Source organism: Cellulosimicrobium sp. 22598 (assembly GCF_052044445.1).
Taxonomy (GTDB): Bacteria; Actinomycetota; Actinomycetes; order Actinomycetales; family Cellulomonadaceae; genus Cellulosimicrobium; species Cellulosimicrobium cellulans_G.
The window spans coordinates 1-18,260 of the sequence record NZ_JBQEMZ010000011.1 but is presented as its reverse complement, the minus strand read 5'-3'; the positions used below and the strand labels follow the sequence as shown (position 1 = coordinate 18,260).

Below are 18,260 nucleotides of genomic sequence, written 5' to 3'. Positions count from 1 at the left end.
CGGCCCTGGCCTGCGCCGCGGCGCGCAGCGCGGCCAGCGGGTCGGGAGCGCCCGACGGCGTGGTGCCGGCCGTCGTCGTGGTCACGTCCTGGTCCCCGCTCACTGGAGCGCCTCCTCGTCGGCCCGGTGCGCCCACTCGGCGAACGTCTCGGCGCCGTCCTTGTCCGCCTCGTAGCGGCGCACGACGCGCTCGACGTAGTCGGCGATCTGCGTCGCGGGCACCTTGAGACCGCGCACCGTGCGCCCGAGCCCGCCCTCGTCGCGCCCCGTGCCGACGAGGCCGCCGCCGAGGTGCACCTGGTACCCGGGCATCTGCTCGCCGTCGACGGTGATGATCTGGCCCTTCAGGCCGATGTCCGCCGTCTGGATGCGCGCGCACGAGTTGGGGCAGCCGTTGATGTTGAGGTCGAGCGGCCGCTCGACCAGCGACGGGACGTCCGCGAGGCGCTCCTCGAGCTCGCCGATGACGCGCGCGGCCGTGTCCTTGGTGTCGACGATCGCGAGCTTGCAGAACTCGATGCCCGTGCACGCGATGGTCGAGCGGCGGAACGGGCTCGGCCGGGCGGTGAGCCCGAGCGGCTCGAGGCCCGCGACGAGCTCGTCCACGCCCTCGGGCGGCACCCCCAGGACGACCAGCTTCTGGTGCGCCGTGAGGCGCACCGACCGGGCGCCGACCTTCTCCACCAGGTCCGCGAGACCCGTGAGCGTGCTGCCGCCCACGCGCCCCACGACGGGGGCGGCCCCGACGTAGTAGTCCCCGTCCTTCTGGAGGTGCACGCCCACGTGGTCGCCCGGACCGGTCGCCGGCGCGGGCGCGGGGCCGTCGGCGAGGCGGTACCCCAGGTACTCGCTCTCGAGCACCTCGCGGAACTTCTCCGTGCCCCAGTCGGCGAGGAGGAACTTCAGGCGCGCCTTGTTGCGCAGCCGGCGGTAGCCGTAGTCGCGGAAGATCCGCACGACGCCGTGCCACACGTCGGCCGCCTGCTCCTCGGTGACGAAGGCGCCCAGGCGCTCGCCGAGGCGCGGGGTCGTCGAGAGCGCGCCGCCGACCCAGAGGTCGTAGCCGGGGCCGAGCTCGGGGTGCACGACGCCGACGAGCGACACGTCGTTGATCTCGTGCACGACGTCGAGGCTGGGGTGCCCGGTGATCGCGGTCTTGAACTTGCGCGGGAGGTTCGCGAGCTCGGGGTCGCCGATGTACCGGCGCTTGATCTCGAGGATCACGGGAGTCGGGTCGATGATCTCGTCCGCCGCGATGCCGGCGACCGGGCTGCCGAGGAAGCCGCGCGGGGTGTCGCCGCAGGCCGTCGTCGTCTCGAGGCCGACGGTCGCGAGGCGGTCCCAGATCTCGGGGACGGACTCGATCTCGATCCAGTGGTACTGGATGTTCTGCCGGTCGGTGATGTCGGCCGACCCCCGCGCGAAGTCGCGCGAGATGCCGCCGAGGACGCGCAGCGCGCGGACGTCGAGCTCCTGGCCGTCCGAGCGGACGCGGAGCATGAAGTACCTGTCCTCGAGCTCGTGCGGCTCGAGCGTCGCCGTCTTGCCCCCGTCGATCCCGGGCTTGCGCTGGGTGTAGAGGCCCCACCACCGGAAGCGGCCGTGCAGGTCGTCGCCGGGGATGGAGTCGAAGCCCTCGCGGGCGTAGATCGTCTCGATGCGCTCGCGCACGTCGAGGCCGTTGCCCGCGCGCTTGAGCTCCTCGTTGGCGTTGAGCGGCTCGGTGCCGTCCACCTTCCACTGCCCGTTCGGGCGGGCGGCGCGTGCCGGCCGGGCGGCGCGCTCGCCGGCGGGACGACCAGGTCGCGCGGCGGCGTCCTCGGTGGTCTCCGGCGCAGTCGTGGCCTGCGTCATCGGGGTTCCTCGTGTCCTCGTTCGGGGGCGGGGACGCGCGACGGCGAGCGCTCAGCGAGGGTGCGAGTGGCTGAGGACCGACGGCGCGCGCCGGTTCTCAGGGTTTCTCCGGGGAGAGAGGCGAGCGTGCGGGCTCGCGCTGAGTCGGGCGCGGTTCAGCGACAACAGCTGAGACACGTGTGCGCGCACGCCGGCATCCCGTGACGCGAGGTCACGAGGAGGGTGCGGGCTGCCGTGGTCATGCGCAGAACGATAGCCGCGGTCCAGCGTGGTGGACACCCCTCGTCCGCATGGTGGGAAACCTGAAATACTAGACTGGATGAGTCCAGTTTGTCGAGCCATCCGGCCCCTCGCCGGCTGTCGGGCGAGCGGCGGGCGATGCGACGGGCCACCTTGTGCAAAGTTTCACGACAGGAGCGTCAGCAAATAGGATGGGGTCATGGAGTTCCTCTACAACGTCTTCGTCGCGCTGCACTTCATCGGGTGGGCCATCGTCCTCGGCGGCTACCTCGCGTCCCTGCGCTCGCCGGGCCTGTACAAGGGCGTCTTCCACGGCGCGCTCACCGCGCTCGTCGCGGGGATCGCCATGGTCGGGATCGGCGAGGCGTCCGTCTGGGGTGACGGCGGCCCCGACATGGCCAAGATCGGCGTCAAGCTGGTCATCGCCCTGGTCATCGCCGTCCTGGCGTTCGTCGCCAAGCGCCAGGGGGCCAAGGCGGCCGACGGCGCCGTGGCGCCGGGCGTCAAGCACGCCATCGGTGGCCTGACCCTCGTCAACATCCTCGTCGCGGTCTTCTGGAACTGACCGCAGCGACCCGGCCGGGGCCCGTCGACGGATCGTCCGTCGGCGGGCTCTCGTCGTCCCCGAGGCGTTGACGCTCGACTAGGTGCATGGTCCACTAGTCGCATGGTCCTTCGATATCTCGTGCTCGGGCTCCTCACGGTGCGGCCCATGACGGGCTACGACCTCAAGCGCGCGTTCGACTCCTCGGTCCGCCACTTCTGGGCGGCCGACCGCTCGCAGCTCTACCGCACCCTCGCCGCGATCGTGGACGCCGGGCTCGCCGAGGTGGAGGTGGTGCCCCAGGAGAGCTACCCGGACCGCAAGGTCCACACGATCACGGACGCCGGCCGCGCGGCGCTGCGCGACTGGCTCGCCTCGCCGCTCCCGCACGAGGACTCGCGCGAGCCCTTCCTCGGGCGGCTGTTCTTCGCCGACCAGCTCGACGACGAGGGCGTCGCGGCGCTGCTCGCGTCCCGGCGCGCGCTGGCCGAGGAGACGGTCGCGACGCTCACCGCCGAGGAGGAGCGGGTCGCGGCGGTCCTCGCGGACGGCGGCCCCGACGCGGACCGCGTCCGCGGCACGCGCGGCCTCGCCCTCCGGCTCGCGACGCTGCGCCACGGTCTCGCGCACGCCCGGACCGAGCTCGCGTGGCTCGACGAGACCGAGCGCGAGGTGCTCCCGTGAGCCTCCCGGACGCCGTCGTGCACCACCCGGCGAGCCGCCCGGGCGCGCCGGGCACCGGCTCCGTCTCCGTCGTCCTGCTGCACGGGGGCACCGTGGCGTCGTGGATGTGGGAGCCGCAGGTCGAGGCGCTCGACGACCTCGACGTGTGGACGCCCGACCTGCTCGGCTTCGGCGGCCGCGGGGACCAGGTCCCGGCGTCGCTCGACGTGGTCGTCGACGACGTCGCCGCGACGGTCTCCGCGATCCCCGCCGGGCAGGAGGTGCACGTCGTCGGCCTGTCGCTCGGCGGGGTCGTCGCGCTGCACCTCGCCGCGCGGCACCCCGGGCTCGTGCGCTCCGTCCTGTCGTCGGGCGCGGTGGTCGACGGCGTGCCCGGGCTCGCCGGCGCGCTCGGCCGCGCGCAGCTCCGGGTCTGGGACCGGCGCTGGTACTGGCGCGGCCAGGCCGTCGCCACCGGGATCCCCGCGGAGTCCCGGGACCTGTTCGTGCGCTCGGGTCTCGCGATCCGCCGCGAGACCATGGCGCGGCTGCTCGCCGACGTCTACGGCGGGCGCTGGCCCGACGGCCTCGCGGAGTCCGGGGCCCGCGTGCTCGCCGTCGCGGGCGGCCGCGACCTCCGCCCCGCCCGCAGCGCGCTGTCGACGATCGAGCGCCGCGTCCCGGGCGCCGTCGTGCGCGTGGCGCCCGGGATGCACCACCAGTGGAGCGCGGAGGACCCGGACCTGTTCGGCGCGATGATCCGGTCCTGGGTGCTCGACGGCGTCGCGCACCCGCGGCTGGTGCCGCTCGCGGGGCGTGCGTAGCGCGCCCGACGTGCGAGGGTTTCCCCCGTGAGCGTCGGTGGAGAGGTCCTCGTCGGGCTGGCGATCCTGGTCGGGCTGGTCGGGATCGTCGTGCAGGTCCTGCCCGGGAACGTGCTCGTGCTCGGCGCGGTCCTCGTGTGGGCGATCGTCACGGGCGGCACCGCCGCGTGGGTGGTCTTCGCGGTCGCCGCCGTGCTCGTGGTCGCCGCCGAGGTGTCGCAGTACGTCCTCGCGGGCCGCCACATGCGCCGGGCGGAGGTCCCCTGGTCGACCCTCGTGTGGGGCGGGATCGCGGGCGTCGTCGGGTTCTTCGTGATCCCCGTGATCGGGCTCTTCATCGGCTTCGTGCTCGCGGTGTTCGTCGCGGAGCTCCTGCGCCGCCGCGACCGCCGCGCCGCGTGGCGCGCGACCGTCGCCGCGATGCAGGCGACCGGCATCACGATCCTCGTCCAGCTCCTGGGCGGCCTCCTCGCGGCGGCGACCTGGGGCGTCGGCCTCGCCCTCACCTGAGGCGCGGTCGGATCAGCCGGGGATCTCCATCACGTAGAGCGTGTTCCCGTCGACGTCCCGCAGCGAGAACATCGGCGGCACGCCCTCCCACGCCAGGAGCTCGCCGGTGCTCGCCCCGGCGGCGGTGAGCGTCGCGTGGTCGCCGGCCGCGTCGGTCGTGGTGAGCCGGATACCGGTGTCGATCCCCGCGGGGAGGCCGTCGCCCGCCGCGACGAGCGCGACGGACGTCGCGGCGCCCGGGGGAGCGACCTCGATCCAGCGGAACCCCTCCTGGAGCTCGCCGTCCATGCGGACCTCGAACCCGAGCGTCCCGGTGTAGTACGCCAGCGCGCGGTCCTGGTCGGTGACCGGGACCGCGACGGTGTGCACGCCGGTGAGGTGGGTCGTCGTCATGGTGTCTCCTTCGTGGTGCGGCACGTGCTGCGGCCGTGACGGGGGAGACCGTCGCGGACGACAGGACTCATCGGCGAGGTCGGCACGGGGTGTGGGCGGGGGCGCCTAGGCTGGAGGGGCTATGGCTTCGCTCTTCGAGAACCTCCCGCTGCCCGGCCTCGACACGCTGTTCGACGGCCCGCGCGTCGACCACGGCGGCGAGTCCCGCCTCCCGCGGACCGCCCCGCGCTGGACCGACGACCCGGCCGTGCCCGACGGCGCCGGGTCGCCCGTCGGGGACGCCGCCCGGGGAGGCACGGGGCCGGGAGGCGACGGCGCGGCGTCGGGCGCGGGGGAGCGTCGTGGCCGGTACGCCCACCTCGACCCCGAGGCCCTGCTCGACGGGCTCAACCCGCAGCAGCGCGAGGCGGTCGTGCACGCGGGCGGACCGCTGCTCATCGTCGCGGGTGCCGGGTCGGGCAAGACGCGCGTGCTCACGCACCGCATCGCCTACCTGCTCGCCACGCGCCGGTCCAACGCCGGGCAGATCCTCGCGATCACGTTCACCAACAAGGCCGCGGCCGAGATGCGCGAGCGCGTCGAGACGCTCGTGGGGCCGGCCGCGCGCAACATGTGGGTCTCCACGTTCCACTCGGCGTGCGTGCGCATCCTGCGCCGCGAGGCCAAGACGCTCGGGCTGCGGTCGAGCTTCTCCATCTACGACGCCGCGGACTCGCAGCGGCTCATCACGCTCGTGACGCGCGAGCTCGACCTGGACCCGAAGAAGTACCCGGCCCGGTCGCTCGCCAACAAGATCTCGGACCTCAAGAACGAGCTCGTCGACCCCGAGACGTACGCGCGGGACTCGGGCGCCCACGCGACGGACGACGGCCTCGCCGCGCGCGGCGGCCCGCACGGCGCGAGCGTCCCCGAGTTCGACCAGGTGCTCGCCGACGTCTACACGCGCTACCAGGCGCGGCTCGTCGCGGCGAGCGCGCTCGACTTCGACGACATCATCATGACCACGGTCAACCTGCTCCAGGCGTTCCCCGCCGTCGCGGAGCACTACCGCCGCCGGTTCCGGCACGTGCTCGTCGACGAGTACCAGGACACCAACCACGCGCAGTACGTGCTCGTGCGCGAGCTCGCGGGCGTGGGCGAGGACTCCGCCGCGACCGACGCCGCGACGAGCGGCACCGGCGAGGCGCAGGTCCCCGCGCTCGACCCCGCCGAGCTCACTGTCGTCGGCGACGCGGACCAGTCGATCTACGCGTTCCGCGGCGCCACGATCCGCAACATCCTCGAGTTCGAGGCCGACTACCCGGACGCCCGGACCATCCTGCTCGAGCAGAACTACCGCTCGACCCAGAACATCCTCTCGGCCGCCAACGCCGTCATCTCGCGCAACCCCGACCGCAAGCCGAAGCGGCTGTGGACCGACTCGGGCGCGGGCGCGAAGGTCATCGGCTACGTCGCCGACAACGAGCACGAGGAGGCGCGGTTCGTCGCGGAGGAGATCGACCGCCTCGGCGACTCCGAGGGCGTGCGCCCCGGCGACGTCGCGGTGTTCTACCGGACCAACGCCCAGTCCCGCGCGCTCGAGGAGGTGCTCATCCGCGTCGGTCTGCCGTACAAGGTCGTCGGCGGCACGCGCTTCTACGAGCGGCGCGAGGTCAAGGACGCGGTGGCCTACCTGCGCGCGATCGACAACCTCGACGACGACGTGAACCTGCGGCGCGTGCTCAACGTGCCCAAGCGCGGGCTCGGCGAGCGCGCCGAGGGGGCGGTCGCGGCGCTCGCGGACCGCGAGCGCATCTCGTTCGGCGCGGCCCTCGCCCGCATCGACGAGATCCCCGGCCTGACCAACCGCACGCTCAACCCCCTGCGTGCGTTCGTCGAGCTCATGACCGGGCTGCGCGAGCTCGCCGACTCCGGCGCGACGCCGTCGGACATCCTCGGCGCCGTCCTCGACCGCACCGGGTACCTCGCCGAGCTCCGCGCGAGCGACGACCCGCAGGACGCCACGCGCGTCGAGAACCTCGCCGAGCTTCACGCCGTCGCGACGGAGTTCACCGAGCTCGACCCCGAGGGCACGCTGTCCGACTTCCTGGAGCGCGTCTCGCTCGTCGCCGACGCGGACCAGATCCCCGCGGAGGACGTGGCCGACGGCGAGAGCGAGGGTGCGGAGAAGGAGGACCCCGGGGTCGTCACCCTCATGACCCTGCACACCGCCAAGGGCCTCGAGTTCCCCGTCGTGTTCCTCACCGGCATGGAGGACGGCACGTTCCCGCACATGCGGTCGCTGCACGACGACGCCGAGCTCGCCGAGGAGCGCCGCCTCGCCTACGTGGGCATCACCCGGGCGCGCGAGCGGCTCTACGTGTCGCGGTCCGCGGTGCGGTCGGCGTGGGGGATGGCGAACGAGTTCCCGCCCAGCCGGTTCCTCGAGGAGATCCCCGAGGAGCTGTGGGACTGGCGGCGGCGCGAGTCGTCGATGGCGACGCTGCGCGCGGGCGGGTCGGTCTGGGGCCGCGGCTCGGGGTCGTGGTCCGGTTCGCGGTCGGGGTTCGGGTCGGGGGCGCGGTCAGGGGCCGACGACGACGGGTCTACCATCCGCGGCCCTCGTTCCTCGGGCCGCTCCCGCCAGACCCGCCACGACCCGTCATCGTCGGCCCCTGCCCGCGCCGCGTTCGGCTCGCCGTCCGGTGGGGCGAAGTTCGGGTCGGCGACGCCGCGGGCCGACGAGGACGTGCCGAACCTCGCAGTCGGGGACAAGGTGACCCACGACGCCTACGGGCTGGGGACCGTCGTCGCGCTCGAGGGCGCTGGCCCGAACGCGGTCGCGAAGATCGACTTCGGGGCCGACGGGACCAAGCGCCTCCTGCTGCGCTACTCGCCGGTGACCAAGCTCTGAGAGCGCCTCGGCGCCGAGACGGCGACCACTGACCGAGGTAGTGACGTACCGGGTGCCGTGCACCGGGCTCTGAGCCGGGGGCCGCTCTCTCGGGGTGCGGGGGCTCGACCGCCGAGTCAGCCGATCGTGCCCAGGGCGCGGTAGGCGAGGACGAACGCTGCTGCCACGACGGCGGTGCCCCCGACGGCGGTCGCGACCGGCAGCGCGCCGCGGAGCCGGCGCGCGAGCATGCCGCCGAGCAGGACGAGCGCGACGACGCCGATCGTGACCCAGTAGGTGGCGCCGGTCGTCTCGACGACGGTCGTGAGCCCGTAGACGGACTCGCCGACCCCGATGCCCGCGAGCACCGCGGTGCCGAGGGCGGCGGGGGTGCCGGTCCGCCACAGCCAGGCCGCCGCGACCCCGACGAACGGGCCGACGACGACGCCGACGACCCCGAACGTCGTCGGGTCGTAGAAGTACCCGCGGAGGTCGGCTGCGACGGCGTAGCCCAGGGTGAGCAGCACGAAGCTCGCGGCGCCGAGCACGGCGGCGTGCCACGTCCGGGAGCGCGGGACGCGCGCCGACCACGTGACGAGCAGCGCGGTGAGCAGCGTCCAGCCGCTCGCCGAGTTCGCGAAGGGCGCCGCGGCGTCGGGCAGGAACCCCTGGGCGTACGACGTCAGGCCGCCCAGCAGGAAGCTCGCGACGAGCACGACCGCACCGCGCCGCCACGGGCGACCGGACGACGTCGTGACCCGGCCGGGTCGGTCCGGTGCCGACGGGCGGTCGTCGGCGCGGTCGGGGAGCGAGGTCGTCTCGGGCACGCCACGACGCTAGGCGGCCCGCGCCGGCCAGGCGTCACCCCGTCGGCGGGCACGGCAGCGGGACGCGTCCTACCGTGGCAGGACGACCGAGCCCCGAGGAGCCTCCCGTGACCCAGCCGGCCGCCCGCCCCGCCCCCGCGCCCGCCCCGTGGCCCGACCTCGACGTGCGGCGGTGGGAGCCGACGCGCCGGCCGCTCCACCTGTTCACGCAGGTGGTCGGCAAGGTCGTGCTCGACCTCACGCCGTTCGTCAACCACTGGTGGAACGTCGCGTTCCACGTGACGTCGCGCGGGTTCGTCACGCCCGTGATGCAGGTCGGCGAGCGCGCGCTCGACGTCGAGATCGACCTGGTGGCGGAGCACGTCGCGTTCCGCACGTCCGACGGGCGCACCGAGACCGTCGGGCTGGGGCCGATGTCCGTCGCCGACTTCTACGCGCGCACCCTCGCGTGCCTCGATCGCCTCGCCGTGCCGGTGCGGGTGTGGTCGACGCCGCGCGAGATCCCCGACCCGGTGCCGTTCGAGCAGGACACCGCGGTCGGGGAGTGGGACGGCGAGCTCACGCGCACGTGGCTCGCGACCGTGCAGCGGGTCGCGGCGGTGATGGAGCGGTTCCGTTCCGGGTTCTACGGCAAGTCGAGCGGTCCGCGCTTCTACTGGGGAGCGTTCGACCTGGGGCTCACGCTGTTCAACGGGCGGCCCTTCCACCAGCCGGACGACGTCGAGCCCATCTACCGCTTCGCGGAGAACGCGGAGAACGTCGCGGTCGGCTACTGGCCCGGTGACCCGACGACGCACGCCGACCAGGTCTACGCGTACGCGTACCCGCAGCCGCCGGGGGCGGCCGACCTCGACCTGGCGCCCGGGTACTGGGACCCCGGCCTGCGCGAGGTGGTGCTCCCGTGCGGGGTGCTGCGCGACGCGGCGGACCCCGACGCCGTCCTGCTCGCGTTCTTCGAGCGCTCCTACCGCGAGCTGGCGACGGCGGCCGGGTGGGACCTCGCCGCGTTCACCGGGCCGGTCCCGCCGGGCTGAGCGCCCGGGGACCGGTCGGCGGTATCGGGTCAGGACGCCTTGCGGTGCCCTGCGGCGAGCGCGGCGCGCAGGCCCGCGACGTCGGACCCCGCCGCGGCGAGCGTGTCGACGAGCGCGCGGTGCGCCGTCGAGCCCTTCGCGCGCGCGACCGCGGCGAGCACGTGGCCCGAGTCGATGGCGCGGGAGCCCGCGTGCACCGCCTCGCGCAGGGAGAGCTCGAGCGACTTCTTCGCCTCGGGCGTGAACGGGATGTGCGAGCGGCGGTTCCGCCGCCCGCGGCGGCGCTCGTCGTCCCCCGCGCGGTCGAGTGCTCCCGGCCCGAAGGCCGCGTCCGTGCGTGCGCGGATCTCGTCGAGGTCGATCCCGAGCGCGGCGAGGGCCTGGCCGTCGAGCGGGTCGTGGCTGCGCGCGGAGTCGACCTGGCGTTCGAGGTCGTCGGCGTCGACGCCGACCGCGGCGAGGGCGACCGCGCCCGCGCCACCGTCCTGGCGGGCGAGAGCGAGGAGCAGGTGCACGGCGTCGATGGCGTCGTCGCCGCGGGAGCGGGCGACCTCCTGGGCGCCGACCACCGTGTCGCGGGCGTCGGCGGCGAAGCGTTCGAACATGTCATGACCTCCTGGTGGTGCGGGACGCGCCGTACTTCTTGTGCACGGCCTGGCGGGTGACGCCGAGGCGGTCGGCGATCTCCTGCCACGACCAGCCGAGCGCTCGGGCGTGCTCGACCTGCAGCGCCTCGAGGCGTTCGGCGAGCACGCGCAGCGACCGCACGGCACGCAGGCCCGTGTCGGGATCGGTGCTGCTCGCGGCGTCCATGTCGACGGGTTCCATACGTGTCAATCTAGGTTGACGATCTCGCATGTGTCAACCCGAGTTGACGGCGATGGGCGGCTCGTCCGAGCCGGTCGTCCGTCCGCTAGCGTCCACGTCGACCTGTGGGCGGGAGCAGCCCACCGACCCCGTCGACCGACAGGAGAAGTCACCGTGCACCAGTGGACCGGCACACCCAGGACGCGCGTCGTCCCCGCGCTCGCGACCGTCGTCGTGGCGGCCGTCGCCCTCGCGGGCTGCGGTGCGGGCGACGGGGCACCCGACCCGGCCGCCACGACGGGGGCCGCCGAGGCGCAGGTGCCGGCGTCCTCGTCGGACGCGACGCCGGTCGTCGTGACGGGGAACGTGCTCGGGCGGGAGATCGAGATGTCGGTCGGGCCCGTGGTGCTCGACGGCGACCTCGCCGTCCTGCGGGTCGAGGCCGAGGCCACGAGCGGTGACGACACCCTGTTCGTCGGGGAGGCGTTCGCGAACCGCACGCTCTCGCAGGAGGACACGTTCGACGGCGTGCGCCTCGTCGACCTCGACGCCGGAGTCGTCCGGGAGCCGGCCCGGGCGGCCGACGGCGTCGCCCTCGCGTCCCTCGAGGACGACCGTTTCGAGCTCGGGCCGGACGAGGAGCCGGTGGTGGGCCACGTCGCGTTCGCCGCCCCCGCGTCCGCCACGACGGCGGTCCTCGTGCCCTACCTCGGGCTCGTCGAGGACGTCCCCGTCGTCGCGGCCGACGACGCCGAGGGCCTCACGGTCCCGGCGGCCGAGCTCGCGCCCGCCGGTCTCGACGACGTCGTCGCGCCGACCGCCGTCCTCGAGACGTTCAGCACCAGCGCGAACGACGCGGTCAGCACCCGCGACACGGACGACCTCGTGAGCGTCGCCATCGACTCCGACGTCCTGTTCGCGGTCGACTCCGCCGAGCTCGGCACCGCGTCGGACGCCGCGCTCCAGGCCGTGGCCGACCAGCTCGCGCTCGCTGCGGACGGCGAGCTCGTCGTCGTCGGGCACACCGACGACCAGGGGGAGGAGGCCGCGAACCAGGAGCTCTCCGAGCGCCGTGCGCACGCGGTCGCGGACCGGCTCGGCGAGATCGCCGACCTGGGCCGGTTCGACGTGCGGGTCGAGGGACGCGGGGAGACCGAACCCGTCGCCACCGACGGCACCGACGAGGCGCGGGCGCTCAACCGTCGCGTGACCGTCGAGTTCGTCCCCGCGGCGGACCGCTCGCCCGCGGAGGTGCCGGCGGCCGGCGAGCTCACGGCGCCGGAGGGTGCGACCGTCGACGGTCTCGGGGGTGCGACCCTCGAGCACGCCGACGGGCTCGGCGGGACCCAGACGCTGCACGTCGAGCTCGTGGAGGTCCGGCGAGCGGGCGGCTATCTGGTGGGGACCCTCGACGTGCGCAACGACGGGACGGACCACGCGGCGTTCGTGAGCGTGCTCGGATCCGTGCTCGACGGTCGCGGCGAGCTGGGAGAAGGCGGGCTCGGGGCGAACAACGTGACCCTGCTCGACGGCGGCGTGCGCGTCTACCCCGTCGACTACCTCGTCGACCCGGCCTTCTACCCGGACTCGGCGCGCAGCGTCCTCGCGGACCTGTCGGTCGGCTCGCTGAGCCCGGGCGTCACGTCGCGCGTGACCGTCGTCTGGCCGGACCGGGGCGGGGAGACGGTCGTCGTGGACGTGCCGGACGGGTCGACGGAGGTCACGGACGGCAGCACGCCGGTGCGGTTCGTGGACGTGCCCGTCGCGGACTGAGCCGGGGTCACCCGGGCGCGGCGCCGCGTGACGAACGGAACACGCGGCGCCCGCGGTCCTCCGCCGCCGAGCGATAGGAGCCCGGGGCTTCCCGGGCTACCCTGTACGGGGATGTCTTGATGTCGAGACATCGGTCATGCCGCACACGGCGCATCAGACGGAAGGACGCAGCAGGGTGGACCTGTTCGAATACCAGGCGCGCGACATCTTCGAGAAGCACGGCGTGCCCGTGCTGGGCGGGGTCGTCGCGACGACGCCCGAGGAGGCCCGCGCGGGCGCCGAGAAGCTCGGCGGCGGCACCGTGGTCGTCAAGGCCCAGGTGAAGACCGGCGGCCGCGGCAAGGCCGGCGGCGTCAAGCTCGCCCACTCGCCCGAGGAGACCGCCGAGAAGGCGTCCGAGATCCTCGGCATGGACATCAAGGGCCACACGGTCCACCGCGTCATGGTCGCCCAGGGCGCCAAGATCGCCGAGGAGTTCTACTTCTCGGTGCTCCTCGACCGGTCGAACCGCAACTACCTCGCCATGTGCTCCGTCGAGGGCGGCATGGAGATCGAGCAGCTCGCGGTGGAGCGCCCCGAGGCGCTCGCCAAGGTCGCCGTCGACCCGATCGTGGGCATCGACGAGGCCACGGCGCAGGAGATCGTCGACGCCGCCGGGTTCGCCGAGGACCTCAAGGCCCCGGTCGCGGCGGTCATCCGCAAGCTCTGGACCGTCTTCACGGCGGAGGACGCGACGCTCGTCGAGGTGAACCCGCTCGTCCGCACCGAGGACGGCTCGATCGTCGCGCTCGACGGCAAGGTCACGCTGGACGACAACGCCTCGGAGGTCCGTCACCCGGACCACGAGGCGCTGGAGGACAAGGAGTCGACCGACCCGCTCGAGGCGAAGGCCAAGGCGAACGGCCTCAACTACGTCAAGCTCGACGGCGAGGTCGGCATCATCGGCAACGGCGCGGGGCTCGTCATGAGCACGCTCGACGTCGTCGCGTACGCGGGCGAGGCCCACGGCGGCGTGAAGCCCGCCAACTTCCTCGACATCGGTGGCGGCGCCAACGCGCAGGTCATGGCGAACGGCCTCGACGTCATCCTCAACGACCCGCAGGTCAAGTCGGTGTTCGTCAACGTCTTCGGCGGCATCACCGCGTGCGACGAGGTCGCCAAGGGCATCGTGGGCGCGCTCGAGATCCTCGGCGACGAGGCCTCCAAGCCGCTCGTCGTGCGCCTCGACGGCAACAACGTGGACCTCGGCCGCGCGATCCTGCGCGAGGCGAACCACCCGCTCGTGACCCTCGCCGAGACCATGGACGGCGGGGCCGACAAGGCTGCCGAGCTGGCCAACGCCTGATCGCCCGAAGACGCGGAAAGCTGAGACAGAGAACACCATGTCGATCTACCTGAACTCCGACTCCAAGATCATCGTCCAGGGCATCACCGGCGGGATGGGTGCCAAGCACACCGCCCTCATGCTCGACTCGGGCGCGCAGATCGTCGGCGGCGTCAACGCCCGCAAGGCCGGCACGACCGTCACGCACAAGGACCACGAGGGCAACGACGTCACGCTCCCCGTGTTCGGCACCGTGGCGGAGGCCATGGCCGAGACGGGCGCGAACGTGTCCGTCCTGTTCGTCCCGCCGGCGTTCACCAAGGACGCCGCGATCGAGGCCGTCGACGCCGAGATGCCGCTCATCGTCGTCATCACCGAGGGCGTCCCCGTCCAGGACACGGCCGAGGTCTGGGCCTACCTGCAGGGCAAGAAGACGCGCATGATCGGCCCGAACTGCCCCGGCATCATCACGCCGGGCGAGTCGCTCGCCGGCATCACCCCGCACACCATCACGGGCAAGGGCCCGGTCGGTCTCGTGTCGAAGTCGGGCACGCTGACCTACCAGATGATGTACGAGCTCAAGGACCTCGGGTTCTCGACCGCCATCGGCATCGGCGGCGACCCGATCGTGGGCACCACGCACATCGACGCGCTCGAGGCGTTCGAGAACGACCCCGAGACCAAGGCGATCGTCATGATCGGCGAGATCGGCGGCGACGCCGAGGAGCGCGCAGCGGCCTACATCAAGGACCACGTCACCAAGCCGGTCGTCGGCTACGTCGCGGGCTTCACCGCCCCCGAGGGCAAGACGATGGGCCACGCCGGCGCGATCGTCTCCGGGTCCGCGGGCACCGCGCAGGCCAAGAAGGAGGCCCTCGAGGCCGTCGGCGTCAAGGTCGGCAAGACGCCGTCCGAGACCGCCGCGCTCCTGCGCGAGGTCCTCGCCTGACGCTGGACCCCGGACCCGCGACCCGGGTCCACGCACCCGACGCCCCGTGACCGCTCCGCCGGCCGCGGGGCGTCGTGCGTCCGGCGTCGTGGTCCGGCTCGTGCCGGACATCGCGCCTCAGGCGGCGGGGTCGCGGTCCGCGCTCGGGACGGTGGGCGCCCCCGACGCCGCGAGCCACGCGTCGAGGCGCACCCACTGCGCGTAGAGCCACGCGGCGCGCTCCTCGTCGCCCGCCGGGAGCGCCTCGCGGGGCGTCGCCCAGATCTTGAGCGTGAGGCGCTTGTCCATCGGCAGCTCGCGCCAGATGTCGCGCACCGTGACCAGGCGCTCGAGGCCCGTGTGCGCGACGACCGCCACGCCCGTCGTCGGCGTCGCGTCGAGCGCGGCGAGGAACCCGCCGACGTGCGGCGCCATGACGTGCGGCATCCCCTCCGCGAGCACGGCGAGGTCCTCCTCGCCGGAGGCGCGCAGCGCGGTGATCCGGGCGTCGCGGCGGCGCGGCGTGACGTTCCCGCCCTCGGGGAAGAGGAGGACGGCGGAGTCCGGCGCGAGGTCCGTCGCGAGCGCGGCGACCGCCTCGCTGCCGGACGGCGCGCCGTGCGGCCGCCGCGAGCGCGGCACCACGAAGTACGCCGGGACGCGGTGGAGCAGGACGTCGATCGCGGGGTCCCACTGGAGCGTGTCCTTGAGCACGACGCGCGGCTCGCGTCCCGCCGCGTTGACGATGCGGTCCATGAGGACGAACGAGTCGCCGGGCCCGGCGTGGCGGCTCACCACGAGCACCGGGGCCCCGTCGAGCCCGTCGGCCTCGCTGAGGTCGACGTCGATCCGCAGGCGCAGCGTCCAGCGCACCTGCCAGAACAGCACCGAGAGCATCCGGCCGGCGAGGCGCACGTGCGCGCGCCGGAAGGCGGGCCGGTGCAGCGCCCAGCCGAAGCCGGAGCCCACCCAGAGCCCGAACAGCGCCAGGACCGCGACCGCGTCCCAGACGACGTAGAAGCTCGCGACCCAGAGGACGCGCGGCGCGCGCAGGCGACCGGGCAGCGCCCAGCTCACGATGCCGCCGACGAGCAGGACGAGCATGAGGCTCGTCGGGACGAGCAGGACCGCGAGGACGACGACGGCCGGCGCGAGCAGCAGCCGGCGGACCCAGCGCGGCGGGGGCGCGACGTTCACGCGTCGCCCCCCAGCTCCTCCAGGTAGCGGCGCGCCGCCGCGTACGACGAGGCGGCGCGCGCTCGGGTCGTGTCGAGCCGGCGCGACGACGAGAGCCGGTCGTCGCCGGGCAGCGGCCCGCCGCTGGGCAGGACGTGGACGGTCACGTCGTCGGGGACCTCGGCGAGCTCGCGCGCGAACCGGTGCCGCCGGGAGATCTCGAACGTCACCTTCGCGACCTCGACCGCGGTCCGCGGCGGCCGCAACGGCTCCTCGATCCGCCCGACCTGGAGCACCCAGACCGTCCGTGCGCCGCGACGCACCGCCTCGCCCAGCGGGATCGAGGAGACCACCCCGCCGTCCACGTAGTGCTCGTCGCCGATGCGCGTGGGCGGCAGCGCGCCCGGGACGGACGCCGAGGCGAGCACGGCGTCGACCAACGGACCCTCGCTGAACCAGCGCTCCGCCGCGCGCTCGATCGACGCCGCGGCGACGACGAGGGGCACGGCGAGGTCGGCGAACGTCGTGCGCTCGCCGAGCACCTGGCGCAGCAGCGCGCGCAGGGGAGCCGGGCTGGCGAGGTGGGTGCGCGTCGTCGCGAGCCGGTGCACCTGCCGGTACCACGCCTCGCCGTAGACCTGCGCGGCCGCGGGCGACGACCAGGCGGACTCGAGGCGAGGGACGACCGCGGGCGTCGGGTCCGCCGCGAGGGCCGCCCCGTTGATCGCACCGATCGACGTCCCGACCACCAGGTCGGGCGTGATGCCGCGTTCCAGCAGCGCACGCAGCATGCCGATCTGGACGGCGCCCCGGACCCCGCCCCCGCCCAGGACGAACGCGGTCGGGGCGGGCGGCGTCGTCATGGACCGATCGTAGGCGCGGGTAGGCTGGCGCGCCGGGGCGAATGCCGCAGACCGACCACTCGATCGACGACGATGGGCACCATGAGCACCACCAGCACGACGCGTGGTGCGCGCACGCGCACCGTGGACGGCAGCCCGGCCCCCGCACCGGTCGTGGTCCGGCGCGGGCCCTCGGGAGTGCTCGCCGCGCTCCAGGCGCTCGCGCTGTCGCTCGCCGTCGTGGTGCTCCCCGGCGTCGTCGCCTTCCTCGCGTCGTCCACCGGGTCCCCCGAGGGCTCCGGGTGGGGGCAGTCGGTGACGATCGCCGCGGGATTCTGGCTGCTCGGGCACGGGGTCCCGCTCGTCGCGAGCGGGACGACGGTCACGCTGGTGCCGCTCGGACTCACCGCCCTCGCGCTGTTCTGCTGCTTCGCGTCTGCCCGACGATCCGCGCACACGACCCTGTCCGCCTGGGTCGCGGGCACCGTGACCTATGCCCTCGCGACGCTCGGCGTCGCGCTGCTCGCCGGGTCGACGCCCCCGTGGGGTCTCGGCGTCGCGGTCGTCGGGGGCGCCGTCGTCGGCGGGCTCGGCCTGGGCGCCGGGATCCTCGCACGACCCGACGCGCCCCTCGTCGGCGACCTCACGCAGCGGCTCGACCGGTGGCTCCCGCCGTCGGTACGACTGGGCCTGCGCGGCGGCCTGCTCGGCACGAGCCTGCTGGCCGGAGTCTCCGCCGTCGTCGTCGGGGCGTGGCTGGTGGCCGGGCGTGCGACGTCGGGCGACATCGTCGCGGGGCTCGTGCCCGGGACCGTCGGTGGCATCGTCCTGGCGCTCGCGCAGCTCGCCGTCCTGCCGAACGTCGTGGCCTGGGCCGGGGCGTGGCTCGTCGGGCCGGGCTTCGCCGTCGGCGAGGGCAGCACGTTCGCCCCGACCGGCTCCGAGCCCGGCGCGCTGCCGGCGATCCCGCTGCTCGGCGCCTTGCCCGGCGACGACTGGACCAACCCGCTGACGCCGTGGGTGCCGGCCGTCGTCGTCGCGCTCGGCGTGGTGGTCGGGGCCTTCGTGTGGCGCCGCCTGCGCGACGTGACAGGCACCCACCCGGACGACGACGTCCGGTGGCTCGACGTGAGCCTCGCCCTGGGCGGGGTCGCGCTCGGCGCGGGACTGCTCGTCGGGGCGGTGAGCTGGCTCGCGGGCGGCGCGGTCGGGCCCGGGCGGCTCGAGGTCGTCGGCGCCGACGCGCTCGTCGTCGGAGCCCTCGCGGCGGCGGAGATCGGCGGCGGCGCCGCGCTCGCGGTCCTCTGGGCGCGGCTCGACGTCCTGGGCCGCCACCACGGCGCCCCCCTCGACGACGAGCCCTGACGCCGAGGGAGAACCCCGGTCCGCCGAGGTAGAGCCCTGGTTGGCCGAGGTAGAGCCCCGGTCGGTCGAGGTAGAGCCATGGTCACGCGAGGTAGAGCTGTGGTCCGCCGAGGTGGGCGTGGTCGGGTCTCAGACGCGCGGGGTTGGGTCCGCGGTGGGGGTGGGCTCGGTGCTCGGGGCTGCGGCGCCGTCACCTTGGTCTGTCGAGCGTGGGTTCTAGGAGCGCCGCTCTGACGCCCCTTCGCATCCGAGCCCACCCCCACCGCTCGGCGGTCGGCCCACCA

The 18,260-nt window shown here is 74.2% G+C and carries 17 protein-coding genes; 10 read left to right on the top strand and 7 right to left on the bottom strand.

Going from position 1 to position 18,260, the window contains the following annotated elements; translation table 11 throughout:
- Positions 1–99 precede the first annotated feature (99 nt).
- Entirely contained in the window at positions 100–1,854 is a 1,755-nt protein-coding gene (locus tag ACTJIY_RS13070) for a nitrite/sulfite reductase (protein WP_253050869.1), read from the bottom strand.
- 439 nt (positions 1,855–2,293) lie between these two features.
- Between ACTJIY_RS13070 and ACTJIY_RS13065 the strand changes: the two genes are divergently transcribed.
- From ACTJIY_RS13065 to ACTJIY_RS13050, 4 genes are all read left to right on the top strand, one after another.
- Entirely contained in the window at positions 2,294–2,659 is a 366-nt protein-coding gene (locus ACTJIY_RS13065; RefSeq protein ID WP_253050870.1) for a hypothetical protein, read from the top strand.
- 102 nt (positions 2,660–2,761) lie between these two features.
- Complete coding sequence (locus ACTJIY_RS13060; RefSeq protein ID WP_253050871.1) at positions 2,762–3,322, top strand: PadR family transcriptional regulator; 561 nt, start codon at positions 2,762–2,764, stop codon at positions 3,320–3,322.
- On the top strand, positions 3,319–4,125 hold the full coding sequence (locus ACTJIY_RS13055) for an alpha/beta fold hydrolase (RefSeq protein ID WP_253050872.1): 807 nt from the start codon (positions 3,319–3,321) through the stop codon (positions 4,123–4,125). Before ACTJIY_RS13060 ends, ACTJIY_RS13055 begins: the two co-directional genes overlap by 4 nt.
- A gap of 27 nt (positions 4,126–4,152) precedes the next feature.
- Positions 4,153–4,635: a DUF456 domain-containing protein gene (locus ACTJIY_RS13050; RefSeq protein WP_253050873.1), complete on the top strand. Its 483-nt coding sequence runs from the start codon at positions 4,153–4,155 to the stop codon at positions 4,633–4,635.
- Positions 4,636–4,647: 12 nt separating this feature from the next.
- Here ACTJIY_RS13050 and ACTJIY_RS13045 read toward each other — a convergent pair whose 3' ends face one another.
- On the bottom strand, positions 4,648–5,028 hold the full coding sequence (locus ACTJIY_RS13045) for a VOC family protein (protein WP_253050874.1): 381 nt from the start codon (positions 5,026–5,028) through the stop codon (positions 4,648–4,650).
- 121 nt (positions 5,029–5,149) lie between these two features.
- Between ACTJIY_RS13045 and pcrA the strand changes: the two genes are divergently transcribed.
- On the top strand, positions 5,150–7,921 hold the full coding sequence (gene pcrA / locus ACTJIY_RS13040) for a DNA helicase PcrA (protein ID WP_440674368.1): 2,772 nt from the start codon (positions 5,150–5,152) through the stop codon (positions 7,919–7,921).
- Between the two features lie 116 nt (positions 7,922–8,037).
- Here the strand turns inward: pcrA and ACTJIY_RS13035 are convergent, their stop codons facing one another.
- Positions 8,038–8,727 (bottom strand): DUF6518 family protein, encoded by a 690-nt coding sequence (locus tag ACTJIY_RS13035; RefSeq protein WP_440674369.1) that lies wholly within the window; start codon positions 8,725–8,727, stop codon positions 8,038–8,040.
- 107 nt (positions 8,728–8,834) lie between these two features.
- Here ACTJIY_RS13035 and ACTJIY_RS13030 point away from each other — a divergent pair, with 107 nt between their 5' ends.
- Positions 8,835–9,761: a DUF5996 family protein gene (locus ACTJIY_RS13030; RefSeq protein ID WP_440674370.1), complete on the top strand. Its 927-nt coding sequence runs from the start codon at positions 8,835–8,837 to the stop codon at positions 9,759–9,761.
- 29 nt (positions 9,762–9,790) lie between these two features.
- On the opposite strand, the gene ACTJIY_RS13025 is transcribed toward ACTJIY_RS13030, so the two are convergent.
- Complete coding sequence (locus tag ACTJIY_RS13025; protein ID WP_440674371.1) at positions 9,791–10,366, bottom strand: Clp protease N-terminal domain-containing protein; 576 nt, start codon at positions 10,364–10,366, stop codon at positions 9,791–9,793.
- Between the two features lies 1 nt (position 10,367).
- Positions 10,368–10,589, bottom strand: coding sequence for a helix-turn-helix domain-containing protein (locus ACTJIY_RS13020; RefSeq protein WP_047233082.1), 222 nt, complete (start codon positions 10,587–10,589; stop codon positions 10,368–10,370).
- A 153-nt stretch (positions 10,590–10,742) separates the two neighbouring features.
- Here ACTJIY_RS13020 and ACTJIY_RS13015 point away from each other — a divergent pair, with 153 nt between their 5' ends.
- The 3 genes from ACTJIY_RS13015 to sucD all read left to right on the top strand — a co-directional run bounded on the left by ACTJIY_RS13015 (position 10,743) and on the right by sucD (position 14,614).
- A complete protein-coding gene (locus tag ACTJIY_RS13015) occupies positions 10,743–12,341 on the top strand; it encodes an OmpA family protein (RefSeq protein ID WP_440674372.1) in 1,599 nt (532 codons plus the stop codon).
- 175 nt (positions 12,342–12,516) lie between these two features.
- Positions 12,517–13,686 carry an ADP-forming succinate--CoA ligase subunit beta gene (gene sucC / locus ACTJIY_RS13010; RefSeq protein WP_253050880.1) on the top strand — a complete coding sequence of 390 codons (1,170 nt, stop codon included), beginning with the start codon at positions 12,517–12,519 and terminating at the stop codon, positions 13,684–13,686.
- Positions 13,687–13,723: 37 nt separating this feature from the next.
- Positions 13,724–14,614 (top strand): succinate--CoA ligase subunit alpha, encoded by an 891-nt coding sequence (gene sucD, locus ACTJIY_RS13005; RefSeq protein ID WP_087471388.1) that lies wholly within the window; start codon positions 13,724–13,726, stop codon positions 14,612–14,614.
- Between the two features lie 117 nt (positions 14,615–14,731).
- Here sucD and ACTJIY_RS13000 read toward each other — a convergent pair whose 3' ends face one another.
- Complete coding sequence (locus ACTJIY_RS13000) at positions 14,732–15,790, bottom strand: 1-acyl-sn-glycerol-3-phosphate acyltransferase (RefSeq protein ID WP_253050881.1); 1,059 nt, start codon at positions 15,788–15,790, stop codon at positions 14,732–14,734.
- The gene (locus tag ACTJIY_RS12995) at positions 15,787–16,632 is read right to left on the bottom strand and encodes a patatin-like phospholipase family protein (RefSeq protein ID WP_253050882.1); all 846 of its coding nucleotides are present in this window, start codon (positions 16,630–16,632) and stop codon (positions 15,787–15,789) included. Before ACTJIY_RS12995 ends, ACTJIY_RS13000 begins: the two co-directional genes overlap by 4 nt.
- A gap of 81 nt (positions 16,633–16,713) precedes the next feature.
- Here ACTJIY_RS12995 and ACTJIY_RS12990 point away from each other — a divergent pair, with 81 nt between their 5' ends.
- Positions 16,714–17,976 carry a cell division protein PerM gene (locus ACTJIY_RS12990; RefSeq protein ID WP_440674373.1) on the top strand — a complete coding sequence of 421 codons (1,263 nt, stop codon included), beginning with the start codon at positions 16,714–16,716 and terminating at the stop codon, positions 17,974–17,976.
- Positions 17,977–18,260 lie beyond the last annotated feature (284 nt).